Source organism: Neorhizobium petrolearium (assembly GCF_029854435.1).
Classification (GTDB): domain Bacteria; phylum Pseudomonadota; class Alphaproteobacteria; order Rhizobiales; family Rhizobiaceae; genus Neorhizobium; species Neorhizobium petrolearium.
Genome location: NZ_CP123000.1, coordinates 2802218 through 2824438, shown reverse-complemented (window position 1 = coordinate 2824438; position 22221 = coordinate 2802218). Strand labels below are relative to the sequence as shown.

The 22221-nt window shown below is 58.7% G+C and carries 17 protein-coding genes and 1 pseudogene; 9 read left to right on the top strand and 9 right to left on the bottom strand.

Annotated features, from left to right (window positions below):
• Nucleotides 1–460 precede the first annotated feature (460 nt).
• Entirely contained in the window at nt 461–1117 is a 657-nt protein-coding gene (locus tag QEO92_RS14090; RefSeq protein WP_052182652.1) for a TetR/AcrR family transcriptional regulator, read from the bottom strand.
• 188 nt (nt 1118–1305) lie between these two features.
• Between QEO92_RS14090 and QEO92_RS14085 the strand changes: the two genes are divergently transcribed.
• From QEO92_RS14085 to QEO92_RS14050, 8 genes and pseudogenes are all read left to right on the top strand, one after another.
• Nucleotides 1306–2883: an ABC transporter substrate-binding protein gene (locus QEO92_RS14085; RefSeq protein ID WP_037146490.1), complete on the top strand. Its 1578-nt coding sequence runs from the start codon at nt 1306–1308 to the stop codon at nt 2881–2883.
• 6 nt (nt 2884–2889) lie between these two features.
• The gene (locus QEO92_RS14080; RefSeq protein WP_037146488.1) at nt 2890–3822 is read left to right on the top strand and encodes an ABC transporter permease; all 933 of its coding nucleotides are present in this window, start codon (nt 2890–2892) and stop codon (nt 3820–3822) included.
• Nucleotides 3819–4691 (top strand): ABC transporter permease, encoded by an 873-nt coding sequence (locus QEO92_RS14075; RefSeq protein ID WP_200883912.1) that lies wholly within the window; start codon nt 3819–3821, stop codon nt 4689–4691. Before QEO92_RS14080 ends, QEO92_RS14075 begins: the two co-directional genes overlap by 4 nt.
• A 3-nt stretch (nt 4692–4694) precedes the next feature.
• Nucleotides 4695–5735 carry an ABC transporter ATP-binding protein gene (locus tag QEO92_RS14070; RefSeq protein ID WP_227703474.1) on the top strand — a complete coding sequence of 347 codons (1041 nt, stop codon included), beginning with the start codon at nt 4695–4697 and terminating at the stop codon, nt 5733–5735.
• Nucleotides 5736–5737: 2 nt separating this feature from the next.
• The gene (locus QEO92_RS14065; RefSeq protein WP_052182651.1) at nt 5738–6757 is read left to right on the top strand and encodes an ABC transporter ATP-binding protein; all 1020 of its coding nucleotides are present in this window, start codon (nt 5738–5740) and stop codon (nt 6755–6757) included.
• 31 nt (nt 6758–6788) lie between these two features.
• Nucleotides 6789–8174 carry a serine hydrolase domain-containing protein gene (locus tag QEO92_RS14060; protein WP_081952703.1) on the top strand — a complete coding sequence of 462 codons (1386 nt, stop codon included), beginning with the start codon at nt 6789–6791 and terminating at the stop codon, nt 8172–8174.
• 78 nt (nt 8175–8252) lie between these two features.
• Nucleotides 8253–8438, top strand: a pseudogene (locus QEO92_RS14055) (amidohydrolase); the annotation flags it as partial.
• A gap of 147 nt (nt 8439–8585) precedes the next feature.
• Complete coding sequence (locus QEO92_RS14050; RefSeq protein WP_227703473.1) at nt 8586–9971, top strand: Fic family protein; 1386 nt, start codon at nt 8586–8588, stop codon at nt 9969–9971.
• 69 nt (nt 9972–10040) lie between these two features.
• Here the strand turns inward: QEO92_RS14050 and QEO92_RS14045 are convergent, their stop codons facing one another.
• From QEO92_RS14045 to QEO92_RS14015, 7 genes are all read right to left on the bottom strand, one after another.
• Nucleotides 10041–11123 carry an ABC transporter ATP-binding protein gene (locus QEO92_RS14045; RefSeq protein ID WP_227703472.1) on the bottom strand — a complete coding sequence of 361 codons (1083 nt, stop codon included), beginning with the start codon at nt 11121–11123 and terminating at the stop codon, nt 10041–10043.
• Complete coding sequence (locus QEO92_RS14040; RefSeq protein ID WP_227703471.1) at nt 11120–11923, bottom strand: ABC transporter permease; 804 nt, start codon at nt 11921–11923, stop codon at nt 11120–11122. The genes QEO92_RS14045 and QEO92_RS14040 overlap by 4 nt, the downstream gene beginning before the upstream one ends.
• Before the next feature lie 12 nt (nt 11924–11935).
• Nucleotides 11936–12817: an ABC transporter permease gene (locus tag QEO92_RS14035; RefSeq protein WP_227703470.1), complete on the bottom strand. Its 882-nt coding sequence runs from the start codon at nt 12815–12817 to the stop codon at nt 11936–11938.
• Between the two features lie 11 nt (nt 12818–12828).
• A complete protein-coding gene (locus QEO92_RS14030) occupies nt 12829–13863 on the bottom strand; it encodes an ABC transporter substrate-binding protein (RefSeq protein WP_227703469.1) in 1035 nt (344 codons plus the stop codon).
• Nucleotides 13864–14075: 212 nt separating this feature from the next.
• Entirely contained in the window at nt 14076–14981 is a 906-nt protein-coding gene (locus QEO92_RS14025; protein WP_037146480.1) for a LysR family transcriptional regulator, read from the bottom strand.
• A gap of 297 nt (nt 14982–15278) precedes the next feature.
• Nucleotides 15279–17234 carry a hydantoinase B/oxoprolinase family protein gene (locus tag QEO92_RS14020; RefSeq protein WP_244446833.1) on the bottom strand — a complete coding sequence of 652 codons (1956 nt, stop codon included), beginning with the start codon at nt 17232–17234 and terminating at the stop codon, nt 15279–15281.
• Between the two features lie 27 nt (nt 17235–17261).
• Nucleotides 17262–19298, bottom strand: a complete 2037-nt coding sequence (locus QEO92_RS14015; protein ID WP_037146476.1) for a hydantoinase/oxoprolinase family protein — start codon at nt 19296–19298, stop codon at nt 17262–17264.
• 360 nt (nt 19299–19658) lie between these two features.
• On the opposite strand from QEO92_RS14015, the gene QEO92_RS14010 reads away from it, so the two are divergent.
• A complete protein-coding gene (locus QEO92_RS14010; RefSeq protein ID WP_227703468.1) occupies nt 19659–21215 on the top strand; it encodes an ABC transporter substrate-binding protein in 1557 nt (518 codons plus the stop codon).
• A gap of 44 nt (nt 21216–21259) precedes the next feature.
• Here QEO92_RS14010 and QEO92_RS14005 read toward each other — a convergent pair whose 3' ends face one another.
• Nucleotides 21260–22165, bottom strand: coding sequence for a LysR substrate-binding domain-containing protein (locus QEO92_RS14005; RefSeq protein ID WP_244446832.1), 906 nt, complete (start codon nt 22163–22165; stop codon nt 21260–21262).
• Nucleotides 22166–22221: the final 56 nt, after the last annotated feature.

The window sequence follows — 22221 nt, the reverse complement described above, 5'->3', positions numbered from 1 at the left end:
ACAAAGCCCTTATCTCTTTAAAAACACACCCTTGTGACACGTGAGGGTCCTCTAGCCTCAAGGTTGAAGCTCCTGACCGGCCGCCTCTCAGCGAAAAACCGAGGAAGGACGTGCGCGACGATCTGGCGAAGGGAACGGGTATTTGAGCCGGCATGGTTTACCCGGCGGCCATATGGACTGACTGATGGCGTCAATCCCAGTCCCTCCAACCTTCGCTTGAGCTTTTGCTAATCCGTTCTCTCGATGAGTTCGGTTTTCCGTTGCCTGGCGGATTCGCTTTCCGATCAGCTCCTTGCTGATTTGATCTAACCTGGCGAGGGTTCGGTTCCCTTCACAAGCGTCGCTCGGCCACAAAACAGCGGGTCAACAGCTCCTTCCCCATCCAGGAAAGAGCGCAGGCGGGGCCAAAGTCGCGCTGAGCCACAGTCTACAGGGATAATCCTAATCCAGCGGAGGGAGGTCAGTTGCTCGCCACCGGTGGATTGGCGGGCGCGGTGTCTCGGTCGTTATGTGGCCGTGCTTCGAAAGCTGGTTCGATCAGCGTGATCGTAAGCGTGATTTGTCGCTCTATGGCGATCGCCTCCTGGGTTTCCGTCAGGCGCCAATAACTCCATGTCGCATTCACCAGCGTATAGATGCTGATCCCGAGGTCAAACAACTCGTTCTCGCTCCAAGGGGAGCCTAGCCGCTTGAGCAACTGCACGTAATTGGATGCGAACAATTGCGAATGGGCACGAGCGATGCGCAGCAGGTCCTCGTAATAGTAGGAGGCGTCGACGATGGTCCGGTCAAGTCCGATGCCAAGCTGATAGCTCCATGTGTCGCGCAGGAGATCGGCAAGCTGCGTGCGCCAGGCTTTCCTTTCGATCTTCTGCGATCCTGCTTCGAGGAAACTTCGCACCTGCGCCAGCTTTTCCTCGTAGATCTCTGCGATGATCGCTTCCTTGTTGGGGAAGTAGTCGTAGATCGAACCGACCTTGACGCCGGCCCGTTCGGCAACCGCATTGGTGGTGATCGCACGGATGCCCCGGTCACGCATCACATCATGCGCTGCTTCCATGATGGTTGCCTTGATCTTGCGCGACCGCGCCTGAACCGGGCTTCTCTTCTCCGCCACGCCGTCATTTCCCGTTTATATGCCTTCTGGCCTGGCTTCTTTGCATATTTGGCAAGAAATTTGCACTGCAAAAAACATCCTCTTGCGCCTTTCAAAAATCCGAGTAAATATTCGGATTAGAGGGGCGTGAGGCTCTATATGATCAGGGGCACCACGGAAAACATTCCCTCATAAAAAAGGGGAATTTCATGCTGAATCGCCGTCAATTCACGCTTGCATCGGCCTCGGCCCTGGGTGCGCTGGCAATGGGCATTTCCCAACCGGCTTTCGCCCAGGCCGAAAAAGTGGCGCGTTTTCGCCTAACCATTGATCCCGAGGGCCTTTATAATGTGCAGAGCATCTCGCTCGTGGTCAGTGAGGTGCTCGGAAACTATCTGCTGGAATCGCTCGTCTACCTGGACGAGAAAGGACAAGCGAAGCCCTGGCTCGCTGAAAGCTGGGAGCCAAGCGCCGACGGCAAGGTCATCACCTTCAAGCTGAAGCCCGGCAAGGTCTTTCATGACGGCACGCCTTTCAACGCAGCGGCCGTAAAATTCCATTTCGACACCGTCATGGACCCGAAGAACGCATCACCGTCGCGGGCAATGATCAATCCTCTTCAGAAGGTTGAGACCTCGGACGACATGACCGTTGTCTTCACCTTCTCCAAGCCATTCGCGCCGTTCATCAATCTGCTCGGCTTGTCCTATTTCGGCTTCAACTCGCCAACGGCCGTCAAGGCAGCTGGTTCAGCCTACCCGCGTCATCCGGTTGGAACCGGTCCATTCAAATTCGGTAACTGGACGCCTGGCACCAGCATTGAGCTCGTCCGGAATGCCGAATTCAAGCAATACCGCCCTGACGCCAAGAATCAGGGACCGGCCTATCTCGATCGCATTGTGCTCAACGTGCTGGCCGAAGAGGGCGTCGTCACCTCCGCGCTGCAGACAGGCGAATTGCAGGCGGCCCTTTTGACGGCGGATGCCGTGCGCCCGCTCGAAGGCGACAAGCAGTTCAACATCATAAACGACCAGAACGCCAAGAACCTGATGTTCATGGAGTTCGACTACAAGAAGCCGCCTTTTGACGACAAAGCTTTCCGCGAGGCCGTGAGCTACGCAATCGATCGAGAGTCCGTGTTGGCCGCCGCGTTCGGCGGTAATGGTAAGATCGCGCTCGGCCCGCTGTCGCGCGGTATTCCGGGTTACGATGACACCGTCGCTCAAAAATACGGCACGCCCTACGACCCGGAAAAGGCCAAGGCACTCCTTGATGCAGCTGGCTGGAAGGTTTCTGGCGACATCCGCGCCAAGGGCAGCATGCAGGCCAAATTCACTGTGCGCAGCTATGCCAGCAGCACGACGGAACGCGCCCTTGCCGTCATCCAGGCAAATCTTGCAGATGTCGGCATCCAGGTCGATGTCGGCACCGCCGACTGGGGCACCTTCTATCCGGGGCTGCTGAAACCGGACTGGGACATGGACCTCAACCGTTGGACCTGGCCCGACCCAAGCGTCATGTCGCAACTGTTCCGCTCGCCGGGCCATCGCCAGCTCCTGCCGGCCAATCCCGCCATCGATCAGGCGCTCGATTCTGCCGATGCAGCGCTCGATCCGGCAAAGCGCTTCCAGTTCGTCAGCGATGGGCAAAAGGCAATCCTCGAGGACCGCTTGATCCTGCCGCTGCTGACCGACTGGCCGATAACGGTGGTCCGCAGTGAGCTCGAAGGCTATCGCCTCGACTTCCTCGGCCGGCTCTACGCTTCCGACCTGAAGATCACGGGGTAATCCGCAATGGCGCAGTACGTTGTCAGACGTCTGCTGCTCCTGGTACCGGTGGTGATCGGTATTTTGCTGATCACCTTCCTCATGAAGGCGCTGATCCCGACGGACGCGGTCACCGCGATGTATCAGGGGCAGTTGTCGGAAAAGGAAGCGGCCCAGGCAATCGCCACACTTCGGGCGAAATATCACCTCGACCTGCCGTGGTACCAGCAGTTCTTCATCTATGTCGGCGACCTCATGCAGGGCGATTTCGGCGAGTCCATCCGATTGCGCAAGCCGGTGATCGACGAGATCGGCTATCGCTATGTCAATACGATCCTGCTGACAGCGCTGTCGCTCGTGATCGCGCTGGTATTGGGATTGACGACGGGCATTCTCGCGGCCGCCCGCCGCAATACGTGGCTTGATGTGACGGCGACGACGGTGGGATTGTTCGGCATATCCATGCCGGCCTTCTTCTTCGGCCTGCTGCTGATCCTCGTCTTCTCGGTCTGGCTCAGGATCCTGCCCGTCGTACCACATGGCTGGATGGCGATCATCCTGCCGGCCTTCGCGCTCGGCATCATCGAGGCGGCTCCGCTCTCTCAAGTGGCGCGCAGCAATATGATCGACGTGATGCGGCGCGATTATATTCTGGCGGCACGAGCGCGCGGGCAAAGCGAGACGGCGCTGATCTTCCGCCATGCACTCCCCAATGCTTTGATCGTCGTGCTGACCGTCGTCGGCTTACAGATCGGCAATCTGCTCGGCGGTGCTTTCATCGTTGAGACGATCTTCTCCTGGCACGGCATCGGCGAACTGGCGGTGAATGCTATCCAATGGCGCGATTTCGCGCTCACCCAAGCGATCATCCTGATCAGCGCTGCCACCTATCTCATTATCAATCTCGTGGCCGACATTATGTATGCCTGGCTCGATCCGCGTGTGGAGCTCGTATCATGAGCACCGTCGTCCTCGAAGAACCGATTGTTGCGATCATACCACGCTGGCGGGTCATGGCTGGCAAATTGCTCCGCAACCGTGCGGCCGTTGTCGGTGGCTCGGTGGTGCTTGCGTTACTGCTGCTCGCCGCCTTTGCTGCTTGGATCGCGCCTTACGATCCATTCAAGATCAATCCCGTTCAACGCCTCAAACCACCAAGCTTTCAACATTGGTTTGGGACAGACGAGGTCGGCCGCGATCTTTTGAGCCGCATCATCTTTGGAACGCGCTATTTCCTCCTCATCTGTCTGATCACGGCATCGATCTCGGCAACCATTGGCACGTTGCTTGGACTTATCGCCGGCGCAGGTTCGGCGCTCACTGACAGCATCATCATGCGGATCATCGATATCCTGTTGGCGTTTCCTTACATTCTACTCGTGCTGGTGGTCGTTGCGATCCTTGGCCCGAGCCTTTGGACCGGCATGGCAGCCGTGGGTATTGCAGGCATTCCCGGCTATGCGCGGCTGGTGCGCAGCTCCGTGCTGACGGTGAAGCGTGAGGATTATGTGACGAGCGCAAGGGCGCTTGGGGCAAGTGACGCGGAAATCCTGTTCGGCACAGTCTTGCCGAATGTCATGTCGCCGCTCATCGTCTATCTCGCCTTCGCCACGCCGCTCTCGGCCCTGATCGCTTCTGCGCTCTCTTTCGCCGGGCTGGGCACCCAGCCGCCGGCACCTGAATGGGGCGCGATGCTCGTCAATTCGCGCACGTATCTGTTCTCCGCCTGGTGGGCGGTGGCAGCCCCCGGCATGGCCCTGTTCATCTCGATCTTCGGCATGAACATTCTGGGCAACGGGCTGCGTGACGTCCTTGATCCGCGGAGCTGAGTTATGACAGCAGGAATCAGATCTCCTCATACATTGCTCGATATCAAGGGGCTGAAGACGCAATTCGGTTCCGGACGCAACCCCGTCAACGCCGTCCAAGGCATCGATCTAAAGATCGGCGCCGGCGAGATCCTTGGCCTCGTCGGAGAATCCGGTTCCGGCAAATCCGTGCTGGCGCTTTCCATCCTCAGGCTCATACAATCTCCGGGCCGTATCATCGGCGGCAGTATTCTGTTCGACGGCAAAGATGTGCTTGCCATGTCCAACCGTGAACTGTCCGGTTGGCGAGGCCGCGACATCGGCATCATCTTTCAGCAGCCGCAAAGTTGTCTCAATCCGGTAAGGCGCATCGGCTGGCAGGTCGCAGAGCCTCTGCGCCAACAGGAGAAATTGAGCCGAAAGGCCGCCTGGGACAAAGCCGTGACGCTCTTGCACTCCGTTGGCATTCCAGCACCAGAGGAAAAAGCACTCGCCTATCCGCATCAGCTTTCCGGCGGTCAGGCGCAGCGTGTGATGATCGCTGTCGCGCTCGCGCTGAGGCCTCGGCTGCTGATCGCCGACGAGCCGACAACGGCACTCGATGTCACCATCCAGGCCCAGATCCTCGAGCTTTTGCGTGACAGCTGTCGTGATTTCGGCACCTCGTTGATGCTCGTCACCCATGACCTCGGCGTCGTCGCTCGCCTCGCCGACCGTGTCGCTGTTATGTATGCCGGCCGCATCGTTGAGGAGGGACCGGTGGCTCCGATGCTTACGGCGCCCAGTCATCCCTATGCCCGCGGCCTGCTTGATGCTGCGCCACGGCTAGGCCAGATGGGCGGCCTGCGGCTAAGAGATATCCCTGGCAGCATACCGGATCTTAGCCAGCCGATGCCGGGTTGCGCCTTTGCCCCCCGCTGCGAGCTCCGCGCAAACCTTGGGCTTTCAGCTTGTCTCGGCGAGCTGCCGCCCTTCATCCCGATCTCCGAACACCATTCTGCCCGCTGCTGGGCTCTGCCCCAGGCGGACGGGATATATTCGACCCCGATGACGATGGGAGCCTGATCATGAGCCTGCCTCCACTTCTCGATGTCAACGGATTGCATGTTCGCTACCCCATCCGTAAGGGCCTGTTTGGCGGTGTCGTCGGCCATGTCAGCGCGGTCGATGGCGTCAGCCTGACCCTCAACCGCGGTGAAACGTTGGGACTGGTCGGGGAGTCCGGTTGTGGTAAGTCGACGCTTGGCCGCACTGTCATCGCCCTGCAGAGACCCAGCGCCGGCAATGTGCGGTTCCGCAATCAGGACCTCTTCGCGCTTAGCTCGGCCGAACTGAAGCAGCAGCGCCGCTTTGCTCAACTGATCTTCCAAAACCCACGCGCATGCTTCGACCCGCGCAGGACGGTCGGCTCGTCCGTGCGCATGGGGCTCGATATTCAGGAATTGCTCGACCCCAGCGAACGCGAAGAAGCCGTGGCCGGGATCTTCAGAAAGGTGGGATTGAGACCCGAACATCGGTTCCGTTATCCACACGAGCTATCCGGCGGCCAGTTGCAGCGCATCGGCATTGCTCGCGCGCTGATCCTCAAACCGAGCCTGATCGTTTGCGACGAGCCAGTATCCGCACTCGACGTTTCCGTGCAGGCACAGATCCTCAACCTGCTCAGCGACCTCAAGGCGGAATTCGAACTGGCGCTCCTATTCGTCTCGCACAATCTCGCAGTCGTTGAATATATCGCCGACCGAGTGGCGGTCATGTATTACGGCCGCATCGTTGAAATCGCACCCACTCACGCACTGTTTTCCAGTCCACGCCATCCCTACACGCGTGCTCTGCTCGCCGCGGTACCCACCATGGATATCGCCCGGCGCGACGACCCGGTGCCACGGCTCGGCGACCCTCCGGATCCCGCCAATCTGCCGACCGGCTGTCGCTTCCGCAATCGATGCCCATTGGCCTTCGCCCGTTGCGCCGAAGCGGAACCTTCACTGGTGACGGCAAAAGATGGCCATGGCGTCGCCTGCTGGGCTGCTGAAAGTGCTTCAATCGATGCGGGGCCCATGACGGCCGCGGCATCGAACGGTTAATCGAATACACATAAGGATGGGGAGTAAACTCATGACGGAATGGTTGGATGCAGCGCTCGCCTACGTCGAGCGCTGGATGGGTTTCCAGATGCAGCTGACGGAACAGCCCGGCTGTGTTGTGGCGGTCGCGAAGAAGAGCGAGCTCGTTTTCAGCCGCGCATTAGGGACGGCCGATCTGAGGACCGGCAAAGCACTGACGCCAGAACATCGTTTTCGCGTGGCTTCGCATTCCAAAACCTTCACCGCCACTGGCATCATGAAGCTCCAGGAAGCGGGCAAGCTGCATCTCGACGACAAGATCGGCAAATATGTCCCGGGTCTCGATGCCACGGTGGCTGAAACCACTATTGCGCAATTGCTTTCTCACGCAGCCGGCATCATGCGCGACGGGCGCCGTTCCTCCCATTGGCAAGTCACTGCTCCCTTCTTCGACGATCCGGCGCTGCGCGAAGAATTGGCATTGCCGCTGGTGATCGACGCCAATACCCGCTTCAAGTATTCCAATCTCGGTTTTGGCCTGCTCGGCTTCGCGATCGAAGCAATAACCGGCGAACCCTATATCGGCTGGATCTCCCGCGAAGTCGTTGCGGCCTCAGGCCTGGAGCAGACGACACCGGACATGCCGGTCGCGCCGGGTGCGCCGCTCGCCTTCGGCCATAGCGGTCGTCTGCCCTTTGGTCGCGGCGTGATCAACGGGCACCAGCCGACCTTCGCGCTTGCTGCCGCCACGGGTTTCGTGAGTACCGCAGGTGATCTTGCTCGCTTTTTTGCAAGCCTTGATCCGGCGGCGGAGACAAGCATCCTTTCGCCCGCCAGCCGGCGCGAAATGACGCGGCGGCATTGGCAGGTGCCGCATAGTTGCGAACCACGCTACTATGGCTTGGGCACGATGCTGATGGAAGCCAGCGGCCATGCCTTGATCGGCCACGGCGGCTCCTTTCCCGGTTTCATCAGCCGGTCGGCGACAATCCCGGACTGGGGTATCAGTCTCTCAGTCGTCACCAATTCCATTGATGGTCCGGCAAATGCCTGGCTTGAAGGCATCGTCTCGATCATGGACCGTTTCAGCAAGCATGGCGCCCCGGCGGAGCGCGTTGCAGATTGGGCCAGCCGATGGTGGTCGCTTTGGACCGCTATCGACCTCGTGCCGATGGGGGACAAGGTTTTCATTGCCAATCCCGGCGCCCCTAAACCGTTCACTGATGAGGCTGAACTCGAAATCACCGGCGCGGCCGAAGGAAGAATCGTACTTGCCAACGGGTTCGGCAGTCACGGCGAGCCGGTGAGACTTGGTTTCGATGCGACCGGCAGACCGGACCACCTTTTTCTTGGCGGCGGCGATTGGTCGTCTGATCCGCGACACCTGTCTATCTCTTATGACGGACTGGCCTCAGGTCCGAAATCCACGGCAGCCTGAAGCCGCAATCCCTCTTCAGCCGGTGCTGCACATGCGGCGTCGGCTCGCTACCATCTTTCGCCATCAAGGTTTTCGAACATGCCCGTTATTGAGCGCATCGCTGCTTACGCCCGCGAACTGACCGCCATCCGCCATGATCGTCATCAATATCCGGAAATCGGCTTTGAAGAGGTCCGCACGTCCGGCATTGTCGCCGAACTGCTCGGCAGCTGGGGCATCGATGTTCATCGCGACATCGGCAAAATCAGCATAGTAGGTTTTATGGCGCATATTCTGTCTATGCGCCACATTTCGACCCATATGCGCCATTTAATGGCGTATAGGTTTGATAGTGGCGCTTATATGTGGCTTAATGGCGTATATCCGCAGTTAGATGGCGCATAAAAGTCTATACGCCATCAAGGAGTTAAAATGGCCAAGCCATTGCCAGAGGAGGAGTTGAAGGCAATCGAAGCCATAGTTCGCGCCCAATCGGGCGGTGTTACGCTTGGCCAAATTACAGCGGCGCTTACGGTGAACATTCCGACCCGCACCCTTCAGCGGCACCTTGCGTTCCTAGTTGAGAATGGCCGTCTCCTCCGAGAAGGGGAGCGCCGCTGGACGAAATACTATCCGCCTGCGGAAGCTCGAGGCGAGGCTGCACCCGCTGCTGCCGAAGAAGCGGTGATCCCCTTGTCCGGAGGTGGAAAAGAAGTGCTGGCGTACGTCCGCCAGCCTGTCGAACGCCGCAATCCAGTCGGTTACGACAGGGCGTTTCTGGATTCATACAGGCCGAATGTCAGCACATATCTGGATGAGCGTGAACGAGCACATCTTCAAAGAGTCGGCACAGCTGAAACCGGGGAACAACCGGCCGGCACACACGCCAAACTAATCCTGAACCGGCTGCTGATAGACCTGTCATGGAATTCGAGCCGACTTGAAGGCAACACCTATTCGTTGCTCGATACCAAGCGGCTGATTGACTTCGGTGAGGAAGCCGAAGGAAAAGAGCGTCTCGAAGCTCAGATGATCCTCAACCATAAGGATGCTATCGAGTTCTTGGTGGGTACTGCCGAAGAAATCGGCTTCAACCGCTATACGATTCTCAATCTTCACGCGATGCTGGCCAACAACCTGCTCGCCGATGAAGGTGCAGCAGGACGGCTACGCCATATCAGTGTAGGCATCGAACGGTCGGCATTTCATCCGCTCGAAAATCCTGCCGTTATCGAAGAATGTTTCGATCAGATACTCGCAACTGCGGCGGCCATCACGAACCCCTTCGAGCAGGCGTTCTTCGTGATGGTGCAGCTACCTTACCTTCAGCCTTTCGACGATGTGAACAAGCGGGTTTTGCGGCTTGCTGCGAATATACCGCTCATCAAGCGCAACCTATCGCCGCTTTCGTTTACCGATGTACAGCGCCAGACATACACCGATGCTATACTTGGCGTGTACGAAATGAATCGAATCGACCTGCTCAAAGACATGTTCATATGGGCGTATGAGCGTTCGGCAGCGCGCTATGCTGCGGTGCGTCAATCACTCGGTGAGCCAGATCCGTTCCGCTTGCGCTATCGAGATGCGTTGCGAACCATAGTAGGCGAGATCGTGCGCAACGGTATGAATCGCAAAGCAGCTGTCGCCCATATTGGCTCGTCGGTAACGAAAAACATCGAAGAACCTGACCGCGAGCGGTTTCGGGAGATGGCGGAACGGGAAATTCTCAGCTTGCACGAAGGCAATTTCGCGCGCTACCGCATCCGGCCCTCCGAATTCGCGGCATGGCAGGAAATTTGGGCGGCGGTCCGTTGAAAGGGCAGATTTGGAAGCTAACTGATCCGCTACGCCCTACAAGCGAATCCTCCCATGGACTGTCTTTATTCACTCGTTAAGCAGGCGGATCGCCGCAGGTGCGATGGAAATGCTGACGTGATTGCCCGTCTTGAGTTGATCACTGCGGCTGGAGCGAACCAGGGCTTTGATCGTGATATCGCGATCGACAGTAACCCATAGGTCCAGGTGCGCGCCGAGATTGACGATCTTGGAAATAGTCCCGTCCAAGACGTTGGCACCTTCGGCAGAAGCCTCAGCGCCAATGATCCTGACGTCCTCGGGGCGAATGCAGCAAAATCTCGCCGCCGGTGGGCCGGCTTGATCGCTTCCGACAGCCAGCGAGATATTGCTGTGGTTGATCGTGATCTCCCGCTGATCTCCCGTCGCAGGCACGGCAGACACGGGGAGAATGTTGGATTTTCCGATGAAATCAGCCACAAAGCTGGTGCGGGGCGCATTATAGATATTCTCCGGCTTGTCTTCTTGCGCGATCACGCCGCCTGACATCACGACCACGCGGTCCGACATCGCCATGGCCTCTTCCTGGTCATGGGTGACGTAAACGAACGTCATTGCGAGCTGTTGCTGGATTTCCTTGAGCTCGACCCGCATGGCCTCCCGCAGTTTGAGGTCGAGATTGGAAAGCGGCTCGTCAAGAAGGAGCACCGACGGTCGCGGCGCGATCGCACGGGCGAGCGCCGTGCGCTGCTGTTGTCCGCCGGACAACTCCTTAGGATAACGCGCTTCGAAACCCTCCAGATGAACGCTTTTGAGTGCCGTATTCACAGTCTGGTCGATTTCGGCGCGGGGGGCGCCTTTCATCTTGAGGCCAAAGGCGACATTCTCGGCAACCGTCATATGGGGGAAGAGCGCATAGTTTTGAAAGACCAGCCCGATGTTGCGCTTCTCGGGTGGTACGCCTGCCTGGTTCCTGCCCCTGATCCGGATCTCTCCTCCTGTCGGCTCTTGAAACCCGGCAATCATGTTGAGGGTCGTCGTCTTGCCGCAGCCCGATGGCCCGAGCAGGCTGACGAACTCGCCCTTCGGAATGGACAGGCTGATGTCGCCGACGACGAGGGCGTTGCCGTAGGTCTTGCGGACAGAGATCAGTTCGATGTCGATATCGCTCATTTGCTTCCACCGTGGATCTGTGCGGAAAAGCCGCCCAGTTTTTCGAAGAGGAATATGGTTGTCAGGATGAAGATCAGGGACGCCACATTGACGGCGGCCAGAACCGGGTCGAGGCTGTATTCCATGTAGTTGATGACCGTGATCGGCAAAGTTGTCTGCCCGGGCCGCACGAGGAAGACCGACAGCGGAATGTTGTTGAAGGAAATGATGAATGCAAAGGTCATGCCGGAGAAAAGGCCGGGCTTAATAAGCGGCAGCAGGATGTGGCGGACGCGCTGCCATTTGCTGGCGCCCAGAATCTGCGCCGCCCGATCGAGGTTCTTGTCGAAATTGTAAATGGACGTCGCGATCATTCTCGCCGCAAACGGAAGCGTCAGGACGATGTGCCCGGCAATCAGTCCCGGATTTCCGAGGAGCGTGTAGAGACCGGCCGAAGACAGGAAGAGTACGATCGCCACGCCCTTGACGATTTGCGGTACGGCAAGCGGCGACAGGAGAAAGGCCATGATCGCCTCGCTGCCGGGGCATTTTTCGTATGCGACCGCATAGGCTCCCAGTGCGCCGAGCACACCGCTGACCAGCGAAACGATGACCGCGATCTTGACGCTGAGGATGAACGGGTCGAGCCATTTCGATGCCCACAGCGCGGCGTACCATTTCATGGTCCAGTCGGCCGGCGAAAAGGTCACCATGGACGAGGGGCTCAGCGATGCCGCCACCACGACGAGCAGAGGCAGCGTGATGAAGGCCAGGATGAGGCAGAGCGAAATCCAAAACAGGCCGGAAAGCAGACGGTTCATGGTGCCGGCCTCCTAGACGTTTAGTTTCTTATGGAGGCGGGTCTCCACCCGGCCGCCAGCAAAGGTGATTGCGAGCATCAGAACCAAAAGCACGATCGCCATGACCGCCGCCATGGGCCAGTTGATGTAAAACATGATCTGCTCGGAGATCATCGTCGCCAAAACCTTGAAGCGGGCGCCGCCCAGCAGGGCAGGGGTCGCATAGGCGCTCGCCGCCATGGTGAAGGAGATCAGGAGGGAGCTGACGATGCCCGGTATGGACAGCGGCAGCAGGATGTGACGGATGACCGAAAGGCGCGATGCCCCCAGAATTTGTGCCGCTTTTTCGATATTCGGATCGATGCCCTGAATGCTCGTGAGAAGAGCCAGAATACCGAAAGGAAGAACAACATGGGTGAGCCCCACGACGACGCCGAAAAGGTTCTTCGCCAGGGGAAGCGGTGAGGAAACGAGACCGAGCCAGATGAGGGCGTCGTTGACGAAACCCCTGTCTTCCAAGATGATCAGCCAGCCATAGGTTCGCAGCACCACGCCGGCCAGTTCCGGTGCGATCGCCAACGCGAAGACGATGGCTCTCCAGCGCGATGTCGATCGCGCCAGAAAATAGGCAACCGGGTAGGCCATCACCGTCACACAGATCGCCACGAGCCCTGACATCAGCATCGTGCGGAAAAGGCCGGCGATGATCAGTCCGTCGGTGAGGAAGCGCTGATAGCTTCCGAGGCTGAATTGGGCGGTCTTCGGATCCTGGAAGCTGATGCCGATCATCATGCCGATCGGCACGGCAAAGAAGAGCAGCAGCACGGCGAATGGTGGGAAAAGCGGAACATATCCGCGCAATGCGAACCTGCGGAGTGCCGGCGCCGCAGGTGAATCCGTTGCAACTATCGTCATCAGGCTTGCTTTCAGTTCGCAGCGTGAACGACTTCCCGTTCCCAGCGGTCACCCCATTCCGGAAGCTTGGCGGCCATGATGGAAAGGTCGGGCAGGAGAAGCTTGTCCAGATCCTCTTCGGTGGTGATCTGTTTGGCACGTACGGCATCCGGCACATCGATGTCGCTGCGCGCGCTGCCCACTTTGTAGCCCGTCACCCAGGCTTCCTGGCTGGATTTTTCGAGAAAGAAATTGACGAATTTCATTGCGGCCTCCTTGTTCTGGGTTCCCACCGGAACGTTGAGCGTCGCAATAAGCGGAATTGTCCCCTCGGCCGGCTTGATATAGTCGACCGGCATGCCGGTATCGACGAGCAATTGCGCGCGGCCGTTCCAGAAGGGCATCGCCCATACTTGACCGTCCTTGACGTAGGTCTCCATCACGGCTGAGGACTGCTCGAAACCGACCGACTGTTTCGCAAGCTGCGCCATCGCCTTGAAGCCGGGATCGACGTTGTTCAACAGGTCCCCGCCATTCTTGACGGACAGGACCTGCATGAGGTTTGCCGCCATGATGTTCTGGAACGTCGGCAGGATGACTTTCCCCTTGAGCTCGCTGTCGAACAGGGCGGCCCACGAGCTTGGCGCGGCCTTCAGCTTGTCGGTCCGCCAGAGAAGGGACATGTACTGCAGTTCATGAACCGCACCGCATTCGCCGGCGATCTTGTTGATGGCCGGGCTCAGTTTTTCAAGATTGGGGACTGTCGCGGAGGTGAATTTTTCCAGCAGGCCGTCCTTGCAGCCATCAAGCGATTGAGATGCTGTCATGACGACGACGTCGAAACCTGGCCGACCGTTGGTCGCCTTGATCTTCGCGTAGTCCTGAGAGGACGAGCCTACCGGGTCATAAACGACGCTGATACCGGTCTTGTCTTCGAACGGCTTGATGATCCGCTCCATAATAATAGCTTCATAGGGGCCGCCATAGCTATTAACGATCAGCTGCTCGCAATGGCCGGCCGTGACTGTCGTCAACAATGCCGCCGCGGTGATTGTGGGTGTTTTCATGATTTTTCCCAGTTCCTGTTGGTTCCCGGGATGAATGTCGCGCGTCATCGCGCAGTTCGTCCAATTGAAATTGCATCCGATTTATAAACATCGCCAATCAATAAATGCCAAAGACCTATCAATGGCGATTGCCTGAATGTCGCCGAACAGGAGGGCCATCATCGTTGTCGAGCAATTTTCCTGGCCGGTTAGACGATGCAGCCATGGTTCACTTACAGCCGACGGGAAATGAGTTCTGCGAATTCAACGAAGGGAAGGATCCCAGGGATCGGATTGTCCGCGCGCCAGGCAATTCCCGTGGAAATTTCCTCGCTCAAATCTTCCACACGGCGCAGAACGACTTCGCTATCGACAATGCTCTCGATCCATTCCGGAAGGAAGGTAATCCCCAGCCCGGCCGAAGCCATTGCCAGTGCTGCAGTGGTGCTGGAAACCTTGAAGCTTGAATCCGCTTCGATCCCCGCTTCGATGATCTGGTCATGTATGGCTCTGAAACTTGAAAGCTCGAAGCGCTTCAGCGTGAACACGTCCTGTCCGATGAAGTCCGAAAGTCGCAACGATGGCCTGCGCGCCAGCGGAGAATTCTTTGGGATGACCGCCACGAAGCGATCCGACATGAGCGGGCGGAAACGGATGAAGTTGGCGTTGGTCGGCGGGCGCATGATGCCGATATCATATTCTCCGCGCTCAAGGGCGCGCAGAATCTCCGATGAATCGAAAATCCTGACATCCAGGCGCGTTTTGGGAAAGCGGTTGCGAAAACGCCGCAATATCAATGGCAGAAGCCGATGCGCTGCAGGGCCGATCGCGCCAATCTTGAGTTGTTCGCCGCCAGGCGACATGCCGCCCGCGGCCAGCTTCGACAACAGAACCGCCTCTTCGAGCTTGATCAGCGCTTCGCGGGCAAGAGGCAGAAATGTTGCACCCGAGGGCGTCAGTTCCACGCTTCGGGTCGATCGGATGAAAAGTTGAACGCCAAAAATGGATTCAAGTTTGCGAATTTGCTGGCTGAGCGTCGGCTGGGTCATGTTCAGCCGGGTCGCCGCCCGGCCGAAATGCAGTTCTTCGGCCAGAATGATGAAACACTTCATGCTCCAAAGATCCAGCGACTGGCTCATGCGATACGATGCACCTCCATTTCGATCGAGACTGATTTTCTGACGCGGTTTATCGCGCTGGCGACACCCGGTCGATAATCACTCCAAAGCAAGCAGACCCGCTTTCTAAGCGGCTGTCAAAGTCGAATTTTTCCAGACTGGGCTTGAAAGGCATTGCGGTCCGGCGATTGCTGGTGAAAATCTTGGCCGGCGTCGAGGGCAATCTTCCTGCAATAATCAGCAAGCAGGAACGCGGGGCGCAACTGACCTCGCCCCGCAAGCGGGCGATCATCGAGGCGGAGAAAGGTGTCCTCGTGCTTATGAAGCCTTCATTTTGGTGCCGGAAAGACGTGCTGCTTCCGCTTCGACGACTTTCTGGAGGGTCTCGGGATCGACGGTCTCGCCGGCGGCCAACATGCGGCGATGGACGTTGCCCACGAGTTGGCTGCCAATACGTTGGTCATAGGACAGCGCCATGGACGCCAACTGCCGTCGAATTGCAAGGGGCCAGACCCGGTCCTGCCGCTCCCGTTCGGCGCAGAAAGTGAAATCCGCCTGCCGAGCCCTTATTCGCTTGCTTCTTTGCACGGCCGTTGCGGCTTCGTCGATACAACCGTTCTCATCCAACACAACGGCATAAGCTTCCGCCGCCCGCTCAGGCGAGAGCATGTCATTGTCGATTTCGCCCTGGATTGCGGCAAGGTCGCGTTCCAGAGGGTCGCCGAATCCGCCGCCCGTGGGGCTGGTGATCCGCACCACATCGCCTCGCGACATTTCCAGCACCGAAATTTTCCCGATCGAACGCTCGTCGGGACGACCGGGATTGACGATCGTCGTGCCAAGCAGTCCCTGTTCGCCACCCTTGAAGCCCCAGGGCGCGAAGACAAAGCGATTCATATTGCGCACCGTCATCACGGCGCGGTTGGCGGTGTTTTCAAGTTCCATTTCGAGAGCCGCGCCACTGGCAAAGCGGCCTGCACGGCGGCTGTCCGGAACAATCCGGGTTGCACGCATGATGATCGGCGTTTCGATCTCGACGATTTCGACGGGCACGGCGCGCTGCGAATAACGCACCTCGGTACCGTCGACGCCGTCACTCCCGCGACGGCCGCCACCGCCACCATGAATGGTATTGATGACATTTACCCGATCGCGACCCGTCCGGGGATCGGGTGCCGAAACGACAATGACGCCCGCCATGCCCGCGCCCGCCGCCCCCAGACCTTCAGGCAGCGCCTGGTCGAGGCAGCCCATGATGATGTCGTAAGCGCGTGTTGCGGATGCTGCGCGAGAGCCGCCGGATGCCGGGAAGACCGCGTTCAGCACGCTGCCGCGGGGCGCGTGGGCATGGATCGCCCGCAAAATGCCGGAATTGCGCGGTGTCAGCGGGTCCATCGTCAGGATGAACGTGATGAGGCACTGAACCACGTAGGGATGGGTCGTTTTACCGGTTACCAGATTGTAGGCTGCCGATAGTTGCGGATCGGTACCGGTGAAGTCGACATCGATCTCGCCGTCGTGGACCGTCAGTGTCACGCTGAAATAGGCAAGCTGACCCTCGTGGATCCCTTCGAGATAATCGGAAAAGCTGTAAGTGCCGTTGGGAATGGTCCTGATGACCGCGCGAGCCTTGCCTTCCGCATATGTGATGACGTCGTTCATGCCTTCTTCGACCGCATCGCGGCCATAACGGTCGCACAGCTCGCCGATGCGCCTGTCCATGCTTTTCAGGCCGGAAATCATTGCCTGGATGTCGCCCCAGAGTTCGACGGGGATGCGGCTGTTGTCCTCGAAGATCGATTTGATCGCCTTGTTGAGCACGCCGCCTTCGTAGAGCTTCACCGGCCGGACCCTGAGGCCTTCCTGAAACACTTCCGTGAACGCGGGGGAAATGCTGCCCGGAACGGCACCGCCGATATCCGATGCATGCACGAATGACCAGCCGACGGCGATCAGCTTGCCATCGCGAAAGATCGGATAAAGAAGCGTAACGTCCATCAGATGGGTCACCAGGCCATCGGTTGCGAACGGATCGTTGGTGATGATGATGTCCCCCGGCTTTAAGTTTTCGCGCCCGATCGCGTTGAGTGTCGGTCGCAGGGGCGAACCGATGAAGACGTTCACGCCCGACATCATCGGATAGGCAAACATGTCTCCATCGGCAGTTGCGAGTGCGCATTGGTAGTCCTGAACAAGTTTCACGAAGGTGGTATGCGCGGTGCGATAGACGGCGGCTGATGCCTCCTCGACGATCGCATTGAAACGGTTGCTCATAATGGCTGTTCGGACGGCATCCATAGGTCAGCTCCGGCTCATGAATATTGCGCCATAGGCGCCGACGCGTGCGGTGAAATCAGGCGGCACGACGATTGTCGCTTCGGGCTGCTCGATGACGGCGGGTCCATGGACAGTGTCATTCAAGCTGAGGCGAGCTCTGTCATAGATGCTGACCTGCGGGAAAAACTGCCCCTGAAAACGCATCGGCCGCACGCCCTTCACCGGGTCGCCGCCGTCGAACATCGTCGGAGAAGCAGGCTCGGGGACGGACATGGCCCCCCTTACACGCATGCGCAGATCAACGAACTCGACCGCTGCCGTTCGATCGGCATGGCTGTAGATCCGCTCGTGCTCCCTGTGGAAGGCGTCATGCATCGCTGATAAGTCCTCGCTGTCGACGGCCGAGTTCGGCAGACGGACATCGACCTGGAAGGATTGCCCGACATACCGCATCTCCGCCCAGCATTCGTATGCCTCCGAGACGAGGCGTTCGGGTGGGGATTGTCGCGACAGCCATTCGGCGGCCTGCTCCCGCAGGGCTGCAAACTTCCTCGTGATGAGCGCGCCGTCGATGTCGAGCCCGTGCACGGTTTCCATTGCATCATGGCTGAGTTCAGAGACCAGACCGCCGAGAGCGCAGAAAACGGACGGCGTGGTCGGCACGAGGACGCGGCCGACACCGATTTCCGCCGCAAGGAGAGGGCCCTGGATCGCGCCGGCCCCACCATAAACCAGCAGGGTCAGTTCTTCCGGATCGACGCCCTGGCGCGCAAGATATGGCAGGACGCCAGCCACCATATTCGAACTGGCCACCGCGACGCACATTTCGGCGGCGTTGAGAATGTCGGTGCCTAAGGCTGCAGCGATTGGCGCCATGGCGTGTTCGGCTGCATCCCGGTTCAACTGCATGTTTCCGCCGAGCAGGGCTTGAGGCAGATAACCCGCGACCAGATAGGCATCGGTGAGGGTGGGGGCGCCGCCCCCGCGTCCGAAGCAGGCCGGGCCTGGATAAGAACCGGCGCTTTGCGGCCCTATGCGCAAGACTCCGCCGTCAATCGTCGCGATTGATCCTCCGCCCGCCCCGATTGCCTCAATCCCGGTTACCGGCATGACGACAGGGAAGTCGCCGACTTCAGCGACCGTCGAGGTGAGGGCCTCTCCATCACGCACCAGCGAGATATCCGTGCTCGTGCCACCCATGTCCATGGTGAGGATGTTGCGCTCGCCGATGGAACGGCCAAGATATTGTACGGCGGTCACGCCGGACGCGGGACCTGAAAGAAGCGTGTGGACAGGGTAGTTGCGCGCTTCCGATGCTGCCATCGCGCCGCCGTTCGAACGAGTAACGAAGAGCTGCGAGCCAGGAAGTCTATCAGCGACATAATCCTCGACGGCACCGATATATTCATTCATGCGGCGCCGCACAAACGCGTTGAGCACGCTAACGATCGCGCGCTCATACTCGCCGATGCGCGGCCAGATTTCACTCGAAAGACTGACCTCCGCATCGGCGCCGACAGCCCGTCGGATAGCTCTCTCGACCGCTTTTTCGTGCTGCGGATTGGCATAGCTGTGGAGAAGCGCGACGGCATAACCGGCTGCACCGGCTTTGGCCGCCCGCCGGGCCAGGATTTCCACCGCCGTCTCATCGATTGCCGTTTCGACCGCGCCGCCGCGCAGGAGCCTTTCCTCGACCTCGAACACCATCGCACGTTCGACCAGCGGCTTTGTGCGGTTTTCGAAAATATTGAGCGGGTTGCGCACGCCCATGCGCTGCAGCTCCAGAAGATCCCGGTAACCCTTGGTCACGAAGAATGCGATCTTCGGACCCTTTCGCTCGATCACGGCATTGGTGCTGACAGTCGTGCCATGCATCACCAACGCTGCCTCGCCCGCCTTCGGCGAGAGGCGTTCGAGAAGATTTTCAAATCCCTGCCGGAAGCCATTTTCGAAAGAAGGCGGTGTCGAAGGAACTTTCAGGCTGAAGATCTCGTGCCCACCCTCACGCCATCCACAGAAGTCGGTAAATGTGCCGCCTATGTCGACGCCAATCCTAAGCATAACGCGCGTCTCTCCGCATATTGAACCAGAAGACACATGGATGAAGCCGAGGCGGCTGTCGCCGTTTCGCCTTTCATGAATTTGTCTCCTCGTCGGGGTCAGATAAAAGTGTCGAGGAGGAGACTATGACGACGGTTCTTTGCGAGAGAAGTTGCGATTCCTGAACATTAATTGAAGATTCCAATTAATGCGGGCGTCGGCACGTGGGGCAATCGACAAAGGCCTTTCAGACGTTGCACCCCACGGCCTCGGCATGATGGGCGGCAGGGTATAACCTCTGGGAATGGATATCCCAAAATAGCGACTTTGACACTTATGGAGCCCTGTCCTTAACTCCTGTCAAACAACAAGGAGGCGAACGTGCAAAAAACTGGAAACAGACTGCTGGCAGCTCTTGCGGTGTCATTGATGGCTTCGATTGCCCTTCCACAGACAGGGCTTGCAGAAACGCTAAGAGTCGGAATCAATGCCGCCGACATCACGACGATGGATCCGACCCGGGCGACCGCCACCGCCGACGTGGCTCTTGTCTCCTGGATGTTCAACGGGCTGGTGCGCTTTCAGCCGGGCAGTGCAGATCCGTCGAAGATCGAGCCCGATCTGGCCGAGAGCTGGAGCAGTTCTGCGGACGGACTGGCTTGGACGTTCAAACTGAAGAAGGACGTCAAGTTTCACGGCGATTATGGCATTCTCACTGCAGAGGATGTGGTTTTCTCGCTGACCCGGGCCAAGGACCCGAAAACCTCTTCGTTTTCCAGCGATTTCGCCGCTGTCAAGTCGATCGAAGCTGTTGATCCCATGACAGTCCGCATCACTTTGAACGAACCGGTTCCAGGATTTCTTGGCCTCATCGCCAATTATCACGGCGGCAATATCATCAGCAAGAAAGCTGCGGAAAAGCTGGGAGCCGATTTCAAGAGCCACCCGATTGGCACCGGTCCATTCATGTTCGACCGCGCAATCACGCAGCAGACGGTGCATCTGAAAGCCTTTCCGGAATATTTCCGAGGCGCGCCAAAGATTAGCGACATCCAGTTCGATCTGATCCCGTCCGATTCCAGCCGTGAGCTTGCCTTCCGTTCCGGCGAGCTGGATCTGATCTACGGCAAGCGCGAACAGCGCTGGGTCGATCAGGCCAAGGCTTGGGACGATGCCGTCGTCGATATCTTTGCCCCCGGTGAATACCGGACGATCTTCCTGAACATGGCACATCCGCCGCTCGAAAAGATCAAGGTCCGGGAAGCAATTGCCCATGCGATCAACGTCGACCAGATCGTGCAGTTCGTGGGGGCAGGAGTAGGACCGCGTGGCTGTTCGGTGGTGCCGACGGGTTATCTGGGTGAAGATTGTTCCTGGGCCTACAAGTATGATCCGGCTCTGTCCAGCAAGCTGCTCGAAGAGGCTGGGTTCGCAAAGGGATTGCAGCTCTCCGCCGTCGTTTCGTCGAGTTCGTCACAGCAGCCGATCATGGAGGTCATCCAGGCGCAATTGGCGGAAGTCGGCATCGACATGCAGATGAAGGTCGTCGACCATCCCACTTATCAGGAACAGGTGCGAAAGGATCTCAGCGATTTCGTCTTTTATGGTGCTGCGCGCTATCCGGTGGCAGACAGCTATCTGAGCCAGTTCTATCATTCGGATGCGGCAATCGGAAAACCGACGGCGGTCACAAACTTCGCTCATTGCGATGCGGCTGATGCCGAAATTTCCGCGGCTCGGAAGGCGGTGAGCGACGAGGAGCGGTTGAAGCTCTGGTCTGCTGCACAAAAGAAAATACACGAACAGGTCTGCGGCGTGCCGCTGTTCAGCCTGATGCAGGTCTGGGTGCGCAGCAAGGCAGTCGACTACGGATATGAACTGAAGGGCTCGCTCAATCTTGCGCCACCCATTACCGAACAGACGACACTGAAGCGTTAGCGCGCTCCTGATCCCCGACGCTCCCCGAAACCCGCGACCATCCCCTAATCCAAATGGGGATGGTCGCGGTCGAGGTTGAAGCCCTCGGGCGACATCCTCGACTTTGAAGCCGCCGCATGCACTTCTTCGACGAAGTCGGCGACGAGCTTGCTGTTGCGGGCTCGTATCGGCCGGATGATCTGGTTGTCGATGTTGAGGGTTGGCCGAAACGGCCGAACGGTGACCCGGCCTGCGGCGAACTCCATTGTCAATGGATCGGCGACAGTCACTCCAAGGCCCGCCGCAACGAATTCCGCTATGTTCGGCGCCGTTGACGCCTCGATGACGATCTTGGGTCGCAGCCCTTCAGCCTCGAAGACGGCATCGACCTTCCGACGTGTCAGGCCCGATGGCGCGAAGGCGATGAATGGCTCTTCGGCGAGATCCCTTGGACTGAGCGTCTTTTTTTCGCAAAGACGATGACCGTGCGGCAGCACCACCACCGCCGGAGGGCTTTTTAGCGTTTCCACCTGGATAGAACTGTGTTCAAGGCCGCTGATAACCAGCGCCGCGTCCAGACGGCGCAGTAGAACGGCTTCCGTCAAGAACTGCGAGCTACGTGCTTCCACCGACACGAAAACATCGGGATGACGCGCACGAAACCCCACCAGAACCCGGCTCATGAATGGTCCGGACAATGCGGGCAGCGTGCCCACGACCAACTGGCCGTGCTCTTCCCGGCGAATAGCATCCACAGCGCGCGCCAACTGATGAACGCCGCCGAAAATGCGCTCGACCTCTTCGTAGAGCCGCATTCCGCGGCCGGTCGGGACCAGACGGCCGCTTTCCCGTTCAAAAAGCTGCAGGTCCGTATCCGCCTCCAGATCCTGGATGAGCTTGCTCGCGGCCGGCTGCGATATTCGCAGGATCTCGGCCGCACGGCTGACCGTGCCGGCTTCGATCACCGCCATCAAGGCTTCGAGCTGCCTCAGGCTGGGGTTTCTCATGGTATAACCTGTATGAATAG

What these genes read in the sequence shown, in the direction of transcription:
- QEO92_RS14050 (WP_227703473.1), top strand. Translation starts at nt 8,586, where the DNA reads ATGGCCAAGCCATTGCCAGAGGAGGAGTTGAAGGCAATCGAAGCCATA.
- QEO92_RS14020 (WP_244446833.1), bottom strand. Translation starts at nt 17,234, where the DNA reads ATGAGCAACCGTTTCAATGCGATCGTCGAGGAGGCATCAGCCGCCGTC.
- QEO92_RS14005 (WP_244446832.1), bottom strand. Translation starts at nt 22,165, where the DNA reads ATGGCGGTGATCGAAGCCGGCACGGTCAGCCGTGCGGCCGAGATCCTG.
- QEO92_RS14070 (WP_227703474.1), top strand. Translation starts at nt 4,695, where the DNA reads ATGACAGCAGGAATCAGATCTCCTCATACATTGCTCGATATCAAGGGG.
- QEO92_RS14075 (WP_200883912.1), top strand. Translation starts at nt 3,819, where the DNA reads ATGAGCACCGTCGTCCTCGAAGAACCGATTGTTGCGATCATACCACGC.
- QEO92_RS14040 (WP_227703471.1), bottom strand. Translation starts at nt 11,923, where the DNA reads ATGAACCGTCTGCTTTCCGGCCTGTTTTGGATTTCGCTCTGCCTCATC.
- QEO92_RS14015 (WP_037146476.1), bottom strand. Translation starts at nt 19,298, where the DNA reads ATGCTTAGGATTGGCGTCGACATAGGCGGCACATTTACCGACTTCTGT.
- QEO92_RS14080 (WP_037146488.1), top strand. Translation starts at nt 2,890, where the DNA reads ATGGCGCAGTACGTTGTCAGACGTCTGCTGCTCCTGGTACCGGTGGTG.
- QEO92_RS14085 (WP_037146490.1), top strand. Translation starts at nt 1,306, where the DNA reads ATGCTGAATCGCCGTCAATTCACGCTTGCATCGGCCTCGGCCCTGGGT.
- QEO92_RS14060 (WP_081952703.1), top strand. Translation starts at nt 6,789, where the DNA reads ATGACGGAATGGTTGGATGCAGCGCTCGCCTACGTCGAGCGCTGGATG.
- QEO92_RS14025 (WP_037146480.1), bottom strand. Translation starts at nt 14,981, where the DNA reads ATGAGCCAGTCGCTGGATCTTTGGAGCATGAAGTGTTTCATCATTCTG.
- QEO92_RS14030 (WP_227703469.1), bottom strand. Translation starts at nt 13,863, where the DNA reads ATGAAAACACCCACAATCACCGCGGCGGCATTGTTGACGACAGTCACG.
- QEO92_RS14035 (WP_227703470.1), bottom strand. Translation starts at nt 12,817, where the DNA reads ATGACGATAGTTGCAACGGATTCACCTGCGGCGCCGGCACTCCGCAGG.
- QEO92_RS14065 (WP_052182651.1), top strand. Translation starts at nt 5,738, where the DNA reads ATGAGCCTGCCTCCACTTCTCGATGTCAACGGATTGCATGTTCGCTAC.
- QEO92_RS14045 (WP_227703472.1), bottom strand. Translation starts at nt 11,123, where the DNA reads ATGAGCGATATCGACATCGAACTGATCTCTGTCCGCAAGACCTACGGC.